The following is a 15428-nucleotide window of genomic DNA, read 5'->3' as shown; positions in this document are numbered from 1 at the left end:
AAGAACCATGCAGAGGAAATGGAAACGGCGCTGGCAGCGCCTGGCGAAAGTCATCATGCCGCCGGTGGCGGCGGGGCTGCTGCTGCTTAGCTCTTATAACACAGGCTACGCCAACCCGGAGGGCGGCACAGTAACCAGCGGTTCGGCTGCCATCTCGTCAAGCGGCAGCGCGATGACCATAAATCAATCGACTACTAAGGCCATCATAAACTGGAACAGTTTTTCCATCGGCAGCGGCGAGTCTGTGACCTTCGTTCAGCCAAGTTCCAGTTCCGTGACTCTCAACCGGGTAGTGGGCAACAGCGCCTCAAGCATCTACGGCTCGCTTACCGCAAACGGCAAAGTATATCTTGTCAACCCCAACGGGATTTTGTTCTCATCCAGCGCCCAAGTCAACGTCGGCGGCCTGGTGGCCTCGACGCTGAATACATCTGACAGCGATTTTCTAAATGGTAAATATACCTTTAGCAACGACGGCAGCGCCGGCAGCGTTGTAAACGACGGCACCATCACCGCTGGCAGCGAAGCGGTGCTCATCGGCCCGCAGGTGGCAAATGAAGGGACAATCGTTGCCCAGGTGGTCGGCCTGGGGGCAGGGAACCAGGTGTCGCTCGACTTTAGCGGCGACCAGCTTCTCAATCTCACCGTCGATACCGGTGCGGCCGGCGGCAGCGCCGCCAACAGCGGCGCGATAACGTCCAACGGCGGCCTGGTGGTCATGAGCGCCGGCACAGCGGACGCTCTCTTAAACACGGTTGTCAACAACAGCGGCGTAATAAAGGCTCGGACCGTGACGAATAGCGGCGGGGTTATTAAACTGGAAGGCAACACCGCGACCAACAATGGTACGCTCGACGCCTCTGGCACCGCTTCCGGTGCAACCGGCGGCACGGTCAAAGTACTGGGCGACACTGTAACATTGACTTCTACTTCAAATATCAACGTCTCCGGCGACGCCGGCGGCGGCACTGCCCTAATCGGCGGAGCAGCCCAGGGCGGCTCCAGCGAATACGCCGCTACCACCACGACAGTGGCAACTGGTTCGACGATCAACGCCGACGCCGTGACATCTGGCAACGGCGGCACGGTCGTAGTGTGGGCCAATGACAGCACCGGTTTTGACGGGACGATCACCGCTAGAGGCGGCAGTGTGAGCGGCAACGGCGGCAGCGTGGAAACCAGCGGCAAAAAGCTGACCATCGGCGACAACGCCCTGGTGACGACGTTGGCGGCAAACGGCTCGGCCGGCAATTGGCTCTTAGACCCTGACGGCTTCACCATCGGCACGGGCGGCGACATGACCGGCACAGCGCTGACCACCGCCCTAGCCGGCGGCAATGTGACCATCGCCTCGACCACCAACGGCAGCGGCAGCGACGGCAACATCACCGTCAACGACACGGTGACTTGGTCGGCCAACACTCTGACGCTGAATGCCACCAATAACATCAATGTCAACAGCACTATGACCGCCACCGGTACGGCCGGTTTGGTCGCCACTTACGGCACCGGCACCAACAGCGATGGCACGCCCATGGGGCTGTATACTTACCAGGGTGCCACTAGCGGCTCGTTCGCCGGCAAGATTGATTTTAGCGGCAGCGGCGGCGTGAAGTTGAATGGCACAGACTATACCGTCATTACTAATCTGGCGGGGCTGGTGGCAGCCCAGTCCAATCCGACCGGCTACTATGTGCTGGGTTCTAATATCAGCGGCCTGACGGCTACTACCTGGACCAGCGCCATCGGTGCTTCTACCGCCTTTACCGGCGTATTCAACGGATTTGGCCATGTGGTCAGCGGCACGCTGACAGGCTCGGGCTTATTCGGAACAATCGGCAGCGGCGGGCTGGTCAGCAATCTCGGCATTTCGGCGACGGTGAACGCCAATGCAACCAGTCAGACGGCACTGGGGACGCTGGCCAATACGAATGATGGCAGCATTATCAACAGTTTTGGCATCAGCAGCGGAGTAAACGTCCGGACTGCGGATACTGCGGCGTACGTGGACAGCGTCGGCGGTTTGGTCGGCGTCAATTCCGGACTGATCGCGCAAAGCTATGCACAGGCTATTGTGAAAGGGATAACGAATATTGCCGGCGGGCTGGTCGGCACCAACACTTCAACCGGCACCATTCTGGACAGCGCGGTGCGGAGTGCGAGCACTGCCTATAAAATCACCAACACGACCTATGGCACCTACAACATCACGTATGTCGGCGGTCTGGTTGGGGTGAATGACGGCGATATTGCCCGTTCCTACTCTGCCACTATGATACAGCTGAGCGACTCGGCTTCGATAGCCGGCGGCTTTGTCGGAAAGAATAGCGGGACCATCGAAGAGTGCTATTCCTATCTGGTATCTGGCAGCAGCAGTAGTTACTATAATAAAGGTCCCAATTTCGCGGGTTTCGTCGGTGACAACTCTGGAACAATTACCAACGCCTATACCACATCCCTCTATTCTAGCAGCACTTCGGCCAACTGGATCGCCGGATTCGCCTATATCAATTCAGGCAGCATCAGTGACTGCTATGCCACTGAGTATTCAACCGGCACCAGCGCTAAATACGGGTTTGTATATAACAATACCGGCACCGGTACGATTACGGATTCTTACTGGTATGCGCAAATCGGATCAGGCTCGGTCACCGACAGTTACGCAACCAGTCTGACTAGCGCCAGTGCGGCCGACTTTGACAGCTATACGGGTTTTGACCCGGACATCTGGGGGGAATCTGTGTCCGGCTATCCGATTTTGCGGAATCTCATTGTTTACGTCAGCACCAGCACCACTCCTACGTATGGCTTTGACGCCTCGGATATAACCCAATTTGGCCTGAAGGTGCAAGGACTGCAGGGCGGCGGCGGTATGAGCAGCAATGTGGATAGCATATCATCGACCACGTATAACCCATTCACTGTAACGACGGACAACGGCTATGTTGACGCCGGCACTCAAAATGCCGCGAGTGTTTTGTCGTCCTCAGTCTATACCAACATCAAGGGTACGGTCACTGTTAACCCCAAGACACTGACCATCTCCGGCGTGGTAGCGGATAAGACCTACGACGGCGGCACTGATGCTACCGTTGTTTCTGGTGTGGCGAACAATGGCCTGGTCGGTCTGGTGGGCGATCAGACCCTGAATATTACTTACGAGTCGGCGACCTTCAGCGACGCCAACGCCGGGACGGGCAAGACCGCCTATATTACCTATACCGGGCTGTCCAACGGCGCCAATGGCGGCAAGGTGAGCAACTACACCATTGTGAACACCAGCACAACCGAAAACACGGCCACGACCACAACCACGGCCACGATAACGCCCAAAACCATCGCCGCCACCTTTACGGGTGACGACAAAACCTACGACGGCACGACAAGCGCTACGGTGTCTTCAGCCAGCCTGTCCGGCGTTGTTTCGGGGGATGATATATCTTTGACCAGCGGCTATACTGCCGCCTTTGACGACGCCAACGCCGGAACAGGCAAGACGGTGACTATTTCCGGAATCTCCCTAAGCGGGACGGATGCAGGCAACTACATGATAAGCGGCTCCACGACAACGACGGCCACAATAAATCCGCTGGCCCTGGTATTGTACGGGACAGCGGATGGCAGCAGCACTGTGGTCGCGGCGTCCAATCTCGCGGCGACCAATCTCATTGTCGGCGATACGGTAACCCTCAGCGGCTCGGCAAATATAGCTTCCACTGCCCCGGGAATCGTGGCAATAACCGATACTTCCGGGCTTACCCAGAGCAACTCGAATTACACGTTAACCGGCAGCTCCGGCTCGGTGGTGGTCGGGTCGCAGAGTCTGGCACTGGACACCGTGGCCAGCGGCACCGCAAACATTTCCACTTCCGGCACGACTACTACCATTACCACCTCTGATAAGGCGATTATCGACTGGCTGCGATTTTCGATTGCCTCCGGCGAAACGGTGACATTCGTCCAGCCTGAAACCACGTCGATTGTCCTCAACCGGGTGACCGGTAGCGAGCAAAGCAATATTTACGGCACATTGACAAGCAATGGCCGGGTATTCCTTATTAACCCTAACGGTGTGCTGTTTGCGCCAGGCTCCAGTATTAACGTCGGCGCCCTGGTCGCCAGCACGCTGAATATCAGCGACAGCGATTTCCTTAGCGGCAATTACGTGTTTAGCACCGTCAAAGGCAACGGATCAGTGATTGCCGAGGGCGACATCGTCATCGTCGACGGCGGGTTCCTTGCCCTGGCAAGTAATAACGGCGTCACGAATTCCGGCATTATCAGCGTAGATGGCGGCGAAGCCCTGCTGGTAGCGGCGGACAGCCTGACACTTACTATGAACGCCAGCGACAGTAGCTTGGCGAGCTACACCATCGCAGGGTTGAACGGTACTACCACGTTGGGCGGCGTCGTAAGCGTCGGCAGCGGCGGTTTGCTGGAGACAGCCGGCAACGCCGTTGTTTTAGGCGACGGATACCAACTCAGCACCGGCAGCGACGGGACCTGGTCCTATAGCCTGCCGTCCATCACCATCGGCAGCGGCGGGAACCTGACAGCCTCCTTTGTCAAAAACAACCTGGTGCTGCACAACCTTTCCCTCAATGCTCTTGCCGGCGATCTCACGGTCAATGACGCCGTGACCTGGTCTTCTAATAATACACTGGGCTTAAGCGCCGCCAACAACATCAATATCAACAACGCCATTACCGTGGCCGGCGCCGGCGGCGCCCTGACCATGACCTACGGCGGTGATTACATTATCCGCACCAAGGCCAGCTACAGCGGCGCCGTGCTCGACGCCGACGGCTACCCGGTGGCCAATACCGATACCAGCGGCGGGGTGTACGGCTCCATCAGCTTTACCAATAGCGCCAACACCAACGGGCTGACCATAAACGGCAACAACTACACCCTCATCCATAGTATCAGCGACTTCGATACATTGCCCACAACCGCCTCCGGTTATTACGCTCTGGCCGGGGATATCGACGCCAGTGATACGACCTTCACCAGCTTCACCAAGACCGGGTATCTCGGGTATAAGTCCTATCAAGACTATTCTTACAGCGGGCTTTTGATCGGCAGGCTGAGCGGTACTTTGACCGGACTCGGACATACCATCAGCAACATAACCATCGGATCGTCAGAGAGCCCGGTGACGGTTAACACAACATTCAACGGTGTGATCGGCGCGGTTACCGGCACCGGCGTCGTCCGCGACCTGGGGCTTACCAACATTTCCGCATATGTTTCCTCCAGCAGCACCCCCGCTTACTTCGGCACTTTGGCCGGATTTGTCTGGGGCAATTCTGTCAGCAGCCAGAGCGCTGTAAGCAATGTTTACAGTACTGGGACGGTGGTGTCCTCGTCAGGTATAAATAACACCGCCGGGCTGATAGGGGCGGCAAGGAACGCCACCATCACTTATGCGTTTACCGATGTGTCGATAACCGGTTCTGGAATGATGGCTGGCCTATTATGTACTGGCATCGATGATGGTACTGTAACTGTTTCACACACCGACGCGACCGGGGATTTGACCGGCGGTAGCGGCGGCGGGTTGATTGGCCGGGCAAGAACAGCCAACATCAGCTATAGCTACGCCACCGGTGACGTGACTGCGACCGACGGGACTCTGGGTGTCGGCGGATTGGTCGGTGAACTTGATTGTGACTTTGGGAACTCGTCTATTACCTATTCCTTCGCGACAGGTGATGTGACCGGCGGATCAGACCTCGGCGGCCTGGTCGGCATCATAACGTTGGCAGACGGATACAGCCTGACCATGGATCACGTCTATGCCACCGGCGATGTGACGGCAAATTTATCCGCTGAGTATTCATCCGATTATACCGGCGTAGGCGGATTGGTTGGGTTCGCCGACTCCCAGGAAGGTAACACCGGCAGCACCGGCGGCCTCATCATCAGCGATTCGTACGCCACCGGTGACGTTACGGCCACTACAAGTTATGTCAATTATGTGGGTGGATTTATCGGGACTCTCTACGATGCGCAAGGGCCGTCCATCAGCAGCATCACGAATTGCTACGCCACCGGCGACGTGACCGCCGGCAGCAGCACCTATGTCGGCGGTTTGGCGGGTTACTTGTATGGGACCTCGCTCAGCGATGTCCATGCATCAGGCACTGTCGTCGGGTATGACGCTGTCGGCGGATTGGTCGGAGGTATGAATGGAGTGTCTCAGTCTACGTCAGGGCTTAAGGACCAGATCACGAGCATCACCGGATCCTATTTTGACGGGACGGTGACGGCGACCAAGTCGGCGAGCGCCAGTGTCGGCGGCCTGATCGGCCAGGCGGGCAATACGTCGCTGACAATCGGCTCAGACGTGTATTACAACGCAAATAACATCAGTGATTCCGTCGGTAATAAAGCCTATAATTCGATCACAGCGGACAACAGTCAGGGTCTAACAGGCAGTCAAGTTGCCGACGCCAAGTATTATGCTGACGGCACCATCGGCCAGGTGCAAGCCGCCCGGGCTCAGGCAGCCGCTGAAGCAGCTGCTGAAGCCGCGGCCGAGGCAGCCGCCGAGCAAGCTGCCGCCGAGAAAAAGGCTGCAACCCAAAATGCCGCCGCTCAGCAGCAGCCCAGTGCTCAGACAAGTATTCAAGCCGGCATTACACTGCTGGCAGGACAAACAACAGGCGACATATTGCAAAATATGGTGCCTGATAATTACTCTGTTCCTAGTATTACAGGCAACTATTCGGGCCACGTCAGATCTGTTGAAATTAATGGAATCGAGTACCAGATGGAAGATAACGACTCTAAAGGCAGCTGAACTGGAACCGGTAGTGACAACGGACCCAACGGCAATAATTCGGATAAGGACAAAAAATAACCTGGCTCATATCTAATGGCTAATCGTATTCCGTACCGGCAACTTACCGCCGGTGCGGAACACAAAATAAGTGGAAAACCGTCAGGTAAATGCAGCGAAGAATGGAGAAAAACAAAGAAACTGGGAAACGGATTATAGGAGGAAGAGATCTGCTTATGAACTTGCTATCCAATTTCATCGATTACGGGATTGTCGGTATTTTGCTGGTTCTCAGTATTGTGGTGGTAGCCATAGCGATGGAACGCTACTCTTTTTACCGGAAACTTGACATTAAAGATTTTAAAGACATAAAATCTCTGGAACTGACCCTGACCAAAAAACTATTCGTCATCGCCTCGGTAGGGGCGAATGCCCCCTACGTCGGGCTGCTCGGCACCGTGCTGGGGATTATGCTGACCTTCTACAACATGGGAACAGATGCCGCAATGGATACCGGCAAGATTATGACTGGACTGGCCCTGGCTCTGAAAGCGACGGCTGTAGGACTGATCGTGGCGCTGGTGGCGGTAGTGATATATAACGCACTGCTCAGGCGGGTCAAAGTTTTGATGCTTGAATGGGAGATAGCCAATGGACGATAAACCCTTTGAAACAATGAACGTCATCCCCTTTGTGGACATCATGCTGGTGCTTTTAACCATCGTGCTGGTAACATCCAGCTTCATTGTCAGTGGGAGAATCCCCGTGAACCTGCCGGAAGCCTCCAAAAACATTGCGCAGGCCGATACGGCCTCAGTTATCGAACTGGGGCAGAGCGGCGCCATCTATTTTAACGGGGAATCCGTCACGCTTGAAGGGCTTAAAGCCAATCTTCAACCTCTAGGCCAGGAAACCAGCTTCGTCATCCGGGCCGACCGGGACGTCGCCCTGCAGCATTTCATTGATGTGGTCGATCTTTTGAAACAGATGAGCTTTCAGAAAGTGGCGGTGCAGACAAAAAATCGCACTTAGCCGCCGATCCTCATATGGAAGGACTGGCGGTAAGAAATCCCGGCAAGACTTTTATGCTGTGAATTACAAGACAAAATCTTTGTACGGCATCAGGCAGAAAGGAGGACGTGGTTGCACTATCTTACAAAACTCAATTTTTACCAATGGCTCGCGATTTCCTTGCTTTTGCATCTAAGCCTTGCATTGCCTTTTCTTTGGACTACCTTGCATTTTTCGAAGCAACATAGGCAAGAGATGCTCAAGATTGAAATCTACGGCATGATTTCCAACCGACAAATGGAAGAGCGGCACAAGGGAGAAAAAAACCCCCGGCAAGTACCCCAGCCAGAGCAAGCCGCGAACAACGCCCCTGTCAAACCGTCGTCGGAGAAATCTCAGAATGAAAGCCCAGTTCGGATAGAAAATGCGGATGTCACGCCGCTCCAGCTCCAGGCGACTCCAGTGATGGTAACCAGCCCGGCGGGAGCGGAAACCGAGCAAAAGCAGCAGACGGTGAATCTTCAGGCGGTGCTCAATGAATACGCGGGCCAGGTGGGAAGAAAGGTCCGGGGAAATCTCGTGTACCCTAAGGAAGTCAGGGAAAATGGTCTGACAGGCACCGCTAAAATCGCGTTTACCATTACCTCATCCGGAGAAATACGGGAAGGTACTCTTCGGGTAATAAAAAGCAGCGGGCATGCCTCCCTGGACAACAGCGCCTTACAGGCGGCGCAGGCCAGCGCCCCGTTTGATGCACCTCCGGGAGGAGCCATTGATGTCGCGGTCAACGTATATTTTGACCGCGACAGTTGACCGACATTTGAGCCAGCCGATGATAACAAAGCTACCATAAATAAAAATGCCTAATTGGCGGAAAGAGGGATAAGCCCAATGTCTGTATTTGCGAAAAAGAAAAAATATATTATCTCTGTCTTTAGTATAGTTGTCCTGGCCCTGGTGCTCTGCACGGCGGCAGTTCCGTCAGGAAAAGCGTACGCCGCATCCGGCGAATCCATAGGTGTGGTGGACCTGATGTATCTCATCAACAACCATCCGGATACGCCGAAGGCCAATGAGGCACTACAGGCGGAAATAGAGCAGGCGGGAAAGGACTTTGAGGTCAAAGCCGCTGGCCTAGGCGACAAAGAAAAACAAGAACTGAACCTGCAGCGGGTAAAACAGGTGGAACAAAAGCGGGTGGAACTGTTAAAACCAATAGCAGAAAAAGTGAACATGGCGATCAAGCAGGTAGTTGAGGCCAAAGGCTGGGCCATTGTTATCAATAAAGGTATGGTCGCTTACGGCGGAGTGGATATAACTAGTGAAGTATTCAGAATTATAACCGGGAAGTAAAGGAGAGTATTTATGAACCAGGAAATCTTCGCTGATGCGATCAGCGCGATCCATGTGACCGGGCAATTGGTACGGATTGATCTCTTGACGGTGCAGCCCCACTTAAAGAGCGATAACGGCCAGCCGGTGGTGGAGGTCAACAAGCGGATTGTTATGACGCTGGAAGGCTTCGTCCAGTCGCTGGCGGTGCAGGACAATATTATCAAGCAGCTTATTTCGGCCGGAGTGCTGAAGCAGAACACGCCAGGGACGGACGGCGGCATTAATCTGGCAGAGAAAATAACGAATAAAGAGACTGAGGCAAACTGATTTGGTTGCAAACTCCGGCGGGTTCGAACCAACCTGCCAGAGATACGAATCATGTTGGAGAGTATGGCATTGTTTACTACTGTATTTTATACGCCGGAAGAAATGTCGAAGCTGCTGAAGGTAAGCAAAATCACTATATACAAGCTGTTTAATCGGGGCGAATTGACTGGTTGCCGCGTCGGTCACAGCATTCGTACTGATGGGTCCGACCTGGAGGTGTACATCCGAAGAGCGCACAAACGTGCGGCTCAGCGGTGAAACGAGCTTTGCGATGAGGGGGCACCGCGTGGGTATGGACGATCTCCTGATGGGCTATGGCGTGGTCTTGTTGGTGTGTGGCGTGATCGTCTGGATACTAATTGAGACCGCGCCGAAAGCGCCGAAATAACAAGAAAGTGGGCGAGTGCAGATGGAGGAAAGAATCGTGTATTTGGTTCGGCCGGGCAAGGCCCAAATGGAAGAGGAACGCTATTCGGGCAGCTTGATGCCAAGCTGAGCCGAGATGGGATAAAACAGGCTCAGAGGCTGCAAAACCCTTCTGACTGCCGAGATTCATTCGGCATTTTGCAGCGATCTTTCCCGTTCAAAATAGACGGCAGAAATCATTGCAGAGAGCAAAAAGCTTTCCGTGACGGTTCGGGGCGACCTGTGGGAAATGCATCTTGGCAAGTGGGAGGGGAAAACAACTGAGGAGATTGTGCGGGAGTATCCCAAAACCCATGTAGACATGAATCTGCATTGTCCGGATCAAGGACAAATTCACGCAAATATTATGGAGGGGTGCTGAAAAAGTCCGAACCGAAATAAGTATCCTCGTTACTGAAAGTCAAAAAATATATCGTTATTAGAATGATAGCATGAATTTATGCAAACCGATTTTTGAGCATATTATAATGGTGATGTGAAAATCCTACTAATTCGAATAAAAGATACTAATTCGAATAAAAGAACAACGTAAAAAGCTTGGCTTATCGCAAGCAGCACTTGCTGATAAATTTGGCATTACACAACAGGCCGTAGGGAATTGGGAACGCGGAAAAGCACTGCCGGATATTAAAACACTTGGTCGGCTTGCTGATTTTTTTAAAGCTCCCACCGACTATTTATTAGGCAGAACAAATGAATCCTCTTGCTTAGAGAAAGATTCAACGCTATATAAGGTTACGCTGGAAAAATTCAAACAGGACGTAGATGTTTTTTCTACCAAAGAAATGAGTATATTTGATAAAAGTAGGATTTCTCAAGAAACATTGGAAAATTTAATCGCAATAGCAGATCAAATCAAAAAGGAAATGAGAAATAAATAGTACGTCACCTTAAAAGTAGCAATTTGTTGGGGATTACAATGGCCGGATTATCAATAGCGGATGAAATGCCGGTCCAAAGCTGGTGATTATAAGTTACTGACCGCAAGAGAAGCAGCAGAAATTTTGGGAGTAAGATATGACATATTAATAAGATGGTTAAATGAAGGGTGAATCGCCAGTTTCCAACTGCGGCGAAGGTCAGGCTCAGTCTGGCGTATTGAGAAAGAAGAATTGGATAGATATAAGGTGAATTGCAAAAGAGATGATAGAAAGTTTCGGGAATAATGCAGCGCGTGAATGGAGTGGATAATATTGAACGATACCAAATCATATACCGCCGAAGAAGTAGCTGATTTGCTAAAAATCACACGATATACTGTATTGTAGAGAAACCCGCTTTCAATTTGCAATGACAGGAAGCGGGTTTTGTTGTGTATGAAAACCATAGCCTAGCATGTAGCTTTCATAACACAACAAGATGTGAGGTACTATGTATGACAAAAATAAAACGTTACAACGCCAAAATGGTCTATTTTCCGAAGCGACTTACGACTGCCTTGGGTGGTATTTTATACCATGCGCTGACCATTGTCGAAGCACCGATGGGTTACGGCAAAACTACCGCAGTTAGGGAATATCTGAACAAAAACGCTACCTGTGTATTATGGCAACCGATTTATAATAATTCCCTAAGCAGTTTCTGGAAGGCATTTTGCAATTTATTTGCCAGATTCGACGAAAACTCTGCGCAAAGCTTACTGTCGCTTGAGCTGCCAACTGACAGCACTCTAATGGAGGAAGCCCTGCGTATTATCGCGGCGCCTGAACTGCTGTCTGTCCGTACTATACTTGTAATTGACGACTATCATCTAATAGAAACGCCTGAAGTCGACAGGTTTATCGAATTTTTGACGCTGAACCAAATAACCAATCTGCACATCGTCTTGATTGCGCGGTTTACTGGACTGCGCAACATGGAAGAATTGGCGCTCAAAGGCTATCTGCACTATATCGCGCCGAAAATGTTCGAATTTGCCCCAAAAGAAATTACCGCATACTACAAAGAATGCGGGATCAGCCTGAATGATCGTGCGGCGGACGAACTGTACACCCTGACCGAAGGTTGGATCAGCGCACTGTATCTGCTAATGCTGGAATTCATTGCGACAGGCAGCCACGCTCCGAAATACACTATCTACAAACTGCTCGACAAAGCAGTGTACATACCGCTTTCTTCTGAGATAAAAGAATTCCTCCTCACCTTGTGCATTTTCGACAGATTTACCCTCGAACAGGCTGTCCACATGTGGGGGAAAGACAATGCCGAGGAATTGTTGACCGAAGTAACCAGCAAAAACGCTTTCGTGAAGTATGACCTTCGGGAAAGAACCTATTATGCCCACAACATTTTCACCGACTTTCTAAGAGAAGCGCTGGCGAAAAAAGATTCGCGCTACAGGAAGGAGCTATATCAAAAAGCGGGGCGCTGGCACCTGGAAACCGGCGACTATTTTGCAGCTAGGCATTATTTTTACGAATGTAAAGATTTTGACAATATTCTTGTTGCCGCAAAGGGAGATCACCCTAGTGACTATACCGTCGAGAACAAAGAATTGCTTAAAAAGTATCTTGAGGAATGTCCCAATGAAGTTAAAGCTCGGCATCATTACGCAATACTAAAATATGCGCTCCATTTATTTATTTATAAAGAGACGGATTTGTTTAACAAGATTTGCAGCGAATTTAGGAGCAATCTCAAAGACGATGCAAGTCTGGCTTCCAGCCTTCGTGACCAATTATTGGGGGAATTTGAAATTGTGCTCTGTTTTGCCGCTTATAATGACATAAAGAAGATGTCAGAGCATCAACAGAAGGCATGGAACATTCTGGGCCGGCCGACCTCCCTCTATGATAACGGGAAGAGCTGGACATTCGGGTCTCCATCAATACTTTATCTATATTACCGGAAAAGCGGCCATCTGCAAGAACATATCCGAGATCTGCGGGAAGGTATGATCTATTACAGATGGCTTACCAACGGGCATGGCAGTGGCGCGGAATATGCTATGGAAGCCGAAATGCATTTCGACGCAGGTGACTTTGTGAATGCCGAAATTGCTTCGTACAAAGCATTGTCTCTTGCCGAGGCAAACCCAGAGCAACCCCAGACAGGGATTATCGTTTGCGCCTTGTTCCTACGTTTGCGCCTAGCGTTAGTTAGCGGTAACTATTTCGACGCAGTGGATATTTTACAGAAAATGCGCACCGATATAACCAGCGCCCGGCGATACCTTTTTTTTAGCACAGCGGACATTTGCGAAGGATACATGTACGCCCTTTTACGGCAGCCCGACAAGATACCTCAGTGGGTGGCTGAAGGCAGTGTAAATAACAGCCGCCTGATGTTTCCGGCCTTTGGAGCGTTCAACATCGTATACGGCCGGGTGCTGCTGGTGCGCGGCGAATATCTGAAGCTGATTGGCAACGAGGCACATTTTAACGGGATTGCCTCCGTTTTTCCCAATCTGCTGGGGCATATCTACACATACATATACTTGGCGGCGGCTAACAAGCAAGTGTGCAGGGAAGCCGAGGCGCTGTCTGCCCTGAAAAAAGCGCTGGATATTGCCATGGCAGATAAGCTTTATATGCCTTTTGTGGAAAACTGCGATTATATCAAGCCATTGCTGGAAGAGCTTTATAAAAGCGGCCTCCACCGTGAGGGCATCGACAAAATACTGACGTTGTATGCTGTTCAGCAAACAGCGGTGAAGGGGATTATCAAGAACCATTTTTTCAAAATTGCTCCCCAGTTGACTAGTCGGGAACTGGAGATAGCACGGCTGGCGGCAGAAGGCATAAGCAACCGGGAAATTGGCATACGGCTTTTTATCTCGGAAAATACGGTCAAAACCCAACTTAAGAGCGCTTTTAAGAAGTTAGGCGTCAACTCCCGAGTATTGCTGAAGCAGCAGCTGAACAGAAAAAACTGAGTAAATTGTCAAAAATTCACCCAGACGCTTCCACTGCCGGTATTCTTACTTCAATCACTACGACCATCTGATGTTTTATTTTATCGTATATCAGGTGGTTTTTTATTACCATGTGGTGTTGCTTTGACGCTTACCGATATACAAAAATGTCGGTGCCATTGTTTGAACATGCGATATAGATTTATATATGCTCAAAGCGTCAGTACGGTTATGATTTTTTGACCGGCATCTTGCAACTTACAGGAATTTCTTCAGACCAAGGAAACAATTTTTCAACATAGAACGTATCCTGTAGCTGGATTTGCTTAAATATGTATTCCAAATACGCTTGTGGATTTAATCCGTTTTCTATGGCCGTTTGGATTAGGCTGTAAACAGCGGCAGATGACTTTGCTCCACCAGGGGTATTGCAGAACAGTCAGTTTTTTCGTCCAATCACAAAGGGCTTATGGATCTTTCTGCGCGATTGTTCGATATTTCAATACGGCCATCGGACAAATAGGCCGTCAGATATTTTTTCTGATTTTGAGCATACGTAAACGCCTTGCCCAGTAGATTTTGCGGCAAGGTAGTGGCCCTGCAAGCTTCTATCCATTTATAAAACTCTTCCAAAATCGGCTTAGCCTCTTTTTGCCTTAGTTCATGCCGCTCTTTTGGCGTCATCTGTTTCTCTTCGGCCTTTTTTTCAAGAGCGAAAAGCTGATCGCAATAAGCAAGACCTATCGCTTCCTTGCTATCTGTCTGTTTAGCGGCAGCACCAACCAAGGCCTCATGAAATTTTCTTTTGGCATGTGCCCAGCAGCCACACAAGATTACGCCAGCTTCCTCTACTTTTTGATAGCCTTTCCAGCCATCGGTATGAAGATATCCAGTGAATCCAGCCAGATACTCCTTGGCAAATCGCCCACTGTGACCTTCCTGATAGTCATTATTTAATTAAAATATCTGTCATGGTTCTATCGGTGACCCCGATAACCAGAAATGTCAGAAAAAACAGAAGCCCCTGCTAAATTTGCATGAATTTGGCAGGGACTTTTATGTTTTATATCAAATATTACTAAGTGAGCCGCTCCTTTTCAGGAGAATGATTATATATTTTAGAAAGGTGATGTCATGACTTTGAAAAAATTTATGTTAATTCTTACGACAGTGTTTTTATTTAACTTCGGATGGGCAAATGCTGCAGCGAATGCGCCAGTGGCTGAGCCACAACGGTTTGTAGAAGTTGGTAAGGATGCATTGGGTCAATTTGACACAGAAACACTCAGATATGAAAAGGACTGTTATAGAGATGAATTGTTGCTTAGTGTCTGGATCAAAGCTACCGAATTAAATAGGAGCGATTACTATCTAAATCACTATTTATTTCGCCTAAAAGACCGGGAAGTAATGCTTTTGGATCAAATTCATTTTAATTCAGCGGGGACAATAATACGCCAAATATCCAATACTTATGATATGAGCTTATGGACGCAAATTGTACCTGAGACTGAAACTGAAACATGGTACACCTCTATTTTAAAATACGCCCATGACAACGACAAAAAGTTGAAAATAGAATATAAAAATAGAGAGAAGAAGTACCAAGAAAATACGGATGGTGGATTATTTTCTCATTTATTTTAGTATCCCCTAAAAAAGAATATTTAGAAAATTATGTCTTGCAATAAT

General features: G+C 50.5%; 12 protein-coding genes and 1 pseudogene. 11 read left to right on the top strand and 2 right to left on the bottom strand.

Features of this window, described 5'->3' with window-relative positions:
- Positions 1-7 precede the first annotated feature (7 nt).
- From SALPA_RS04640 to SALPA_RS04595, 10 genes are all read left to right on the top strand, one after another.
- Entirely contained in the window at positions 8-6805 is a 6798-nt protein-coding gene (locus SALPA_RS04640; protein WP_145090259.1) for a filamentous hemagglutinin N-terminal domain-containing protein, read from the top strand.
- Between the two features lie 215 nt (positions 6806-7020).
- Positions 7021-7446, top strand: a complete 426-nt coding sequence (exbB, locus tag SALPA_RS04635) for a TonB-system energizer ExbB (protein ID WP_145090256.1) — start codon at positions 7021-7023, stop codon at positions 7444-7446.
- Positions 7436-7816, top strand: a complete 381-nt coding sequence (locus SALPA_RS04630) for a biopolymer transporter ExbD (protein ID WP_145090252.1) — start codon at positions 7436-7438, stop codon at positions 7814-7816. Before exbB ends, SALPA_RS04630 begins: the two co-directional genes overlap by 11 nt.
- Positions 7817-7927: 111 nt before the next feature.
- Entirely contained in the window at positions 7928-8608 is a 681-nt protein-coding gene (locus tag SALPA_RS04625; protein WP_145090250.1) for a TonB family protein, read from the top strand.
- A gap of 78 nt (positions 8609-8686) precedes the next feature.
- Positions 8687-9148, top strand: coding sequence for an OmpH family outer membrane protein (locus tag SALPA_RS04620; protein WP_145090247.1), 462 nt, complete (start codon positions 8687-8689; stop codon positions 9146-9148).
- A 12-nt stretch (positions 9149-9160) separates the two neighbouring features.
- Positions 9161-9457: a hypothetical protein gene (locus SALPA_RS04615; RefSeq protein WP_145090244.1), complete on the top strand. Its 297-nt coding sequence runs from the start codon at positions 9161-9163 to the stop codon at positions 9455-9457.
- A 51-nt stretch (positions 9458-9508) separates the two neighbouring features.
- Positions 9509-9715, top strand: a complete 207-nt coding sequence (locus SALPA_RS04610; protein WP_145090241.1) for a helix-turn-helix domain-containing protein — start codon at positions 9509-9511, stop codon at positions 9713-9715.
- Between the two features lie 343 nt (positions 9716-10058).
- Complete coding sequence (locus SALPA_RS33160) at positions 10059-10244, top strand: histidine phosphatase family protein (RefSeq protein WP_145101736.1); 186 nt, start codon at positions 10059-10061, stop codon at positions 10242-10244.
- Positions 10245-10386: 142 nt separating this feature from the next.
- Positions 10387-10764, top strand: a complete 378-nt coding sequence (locus tag SALPA_RS33155; protein ID WP_145101734.1) for a helix-turn-helix domain-containing protein — start codon at positions 10387-10389, stop codon at positions 10762-10764.
- Between the two features lie 494 nt (positions 10765-11258).
- The gene (locus SALPA_RS04595) at positions 11259-13757 is read left to right on the top strand and encodes a LuxR C-terminal-related transcriptional regulator (RefSeq protein ID WP_145090238.1); all 2499 of its coding nucleotides are present in this window, start codon (positions 11259-11261) and stop codon (positions 13755-13757) included.
- 208 nt (positions 13758-13965) lie between these two features.
- On the opposite strand, the gene SALPA_RS33150 is transcribed toward SALPA_RS04595, so the two are convergent.
- Both SALPA_RS33150 and SALPA_RS04585 read right to left on the bottom strand, forming a co-directional pair.
- Positions 13966-14121, bottom strand: coding sequence for a transposase domain-containing protein (locus SALPA_RS33150; protein WP_370516727.1), 156 nt, complete (start codon positions 14119-14121; stop codon positions 13966-13968).
- 71 nt (positions 14122-14192) lie between these two features.
- Positions 14193-14672, bottom strand: a pseudogene (locus SALPA_RS04585) (IS66 family transposase); the annotation flags it as partial.
- A 198-nt stretch (positions 14673-14870) separates the two neighbouring features.
- On the opposite strand from SALPA_RS04585, the gene SALPA_RS04580 reads away from it, so the two are divergent.
- Positions 14871-15383, top strand: a complete 513-nt coding sequence (locus SALPA_RS04580) for a hypothetical protein (RefSeq protein WP_145090232.1) — start codon at positions 14871-14873, stop codon at positions 15381-15383.
- The last annotated feature ends 45 nt before the right edge of the window (positions 15384-15428 follow it).

This window comes from Sporomusa sp. KB1 (assembly GCF_007830295.1).
Classification (GTDB): domain Bacteria; phylum Bacillota; class Negativicutes; order Sporomusales; family Sporomusaceae; genus Sporomusa.
Note: the sequence above shows the minus strand (reverse complement) of the source record. Positions and strands in the feature narration are given on the sequence as shown.

Excerpts from the sequence above, each read along its gene's own strand:
- SALPA_RS04640 (WP_145090259.1), top strand. The coding sequence starts at position 8 with ATGCAGAGGAAATGGAAACGGCGCTGGCAGCGCCTGGCGAAAGTCATC.
- exbB (WP_145090256.1), top strand. The coding sequence starts at position 7,021 with ATGAACTTGCTATCCAATTTCATCGATTACGGGATTGTCGGTATTTTG.
- SALPA_RS04630 (WP_145090252.1), top strand. The coding sequence starts at position 7,436 with ATGGACGATAAACCCTTTGAAACAATGAACGTCATCCCCTTTGTGGAC.
- SALPA_RS04620 (WP_145090247.1), top strand. The coding sequence starts at position 8,687 with ATGTCTGTATTTGCGAAAAAGAAAAAATATATTATCTCTGTCTTTAGT.
- SALPA_RS04615 (WP_145090244.1), top strand. The coding sequence starts at position 9,161 with ATGAACCAGGAAATCTTCGCTGATGCGATCAGCGCGATCCATGTGACC.
- SALPA_RS04610 (WP_145090241.1), top strand. The coding sequence starts at position 9,509 with ATGTTGGAGAGTATGGCATTGTTTACTACTGTATTTTATACGCCGGAA.
- SALPA_RS04595 (WP_145090238.1), top strand. The coding sequence starts at position 11,259 with ATGACAAAAATAAAACGTTACAACGCCAAAATGGTCTATTTTCCGAAG.
- SALPA_RS04580 (WP_145090232.1), top strand. The coding sequence starts at position 14,871 with ATGACTTTGAAAAAATTTATGTTAATTCTTACGACAGTGTTTTTATTT.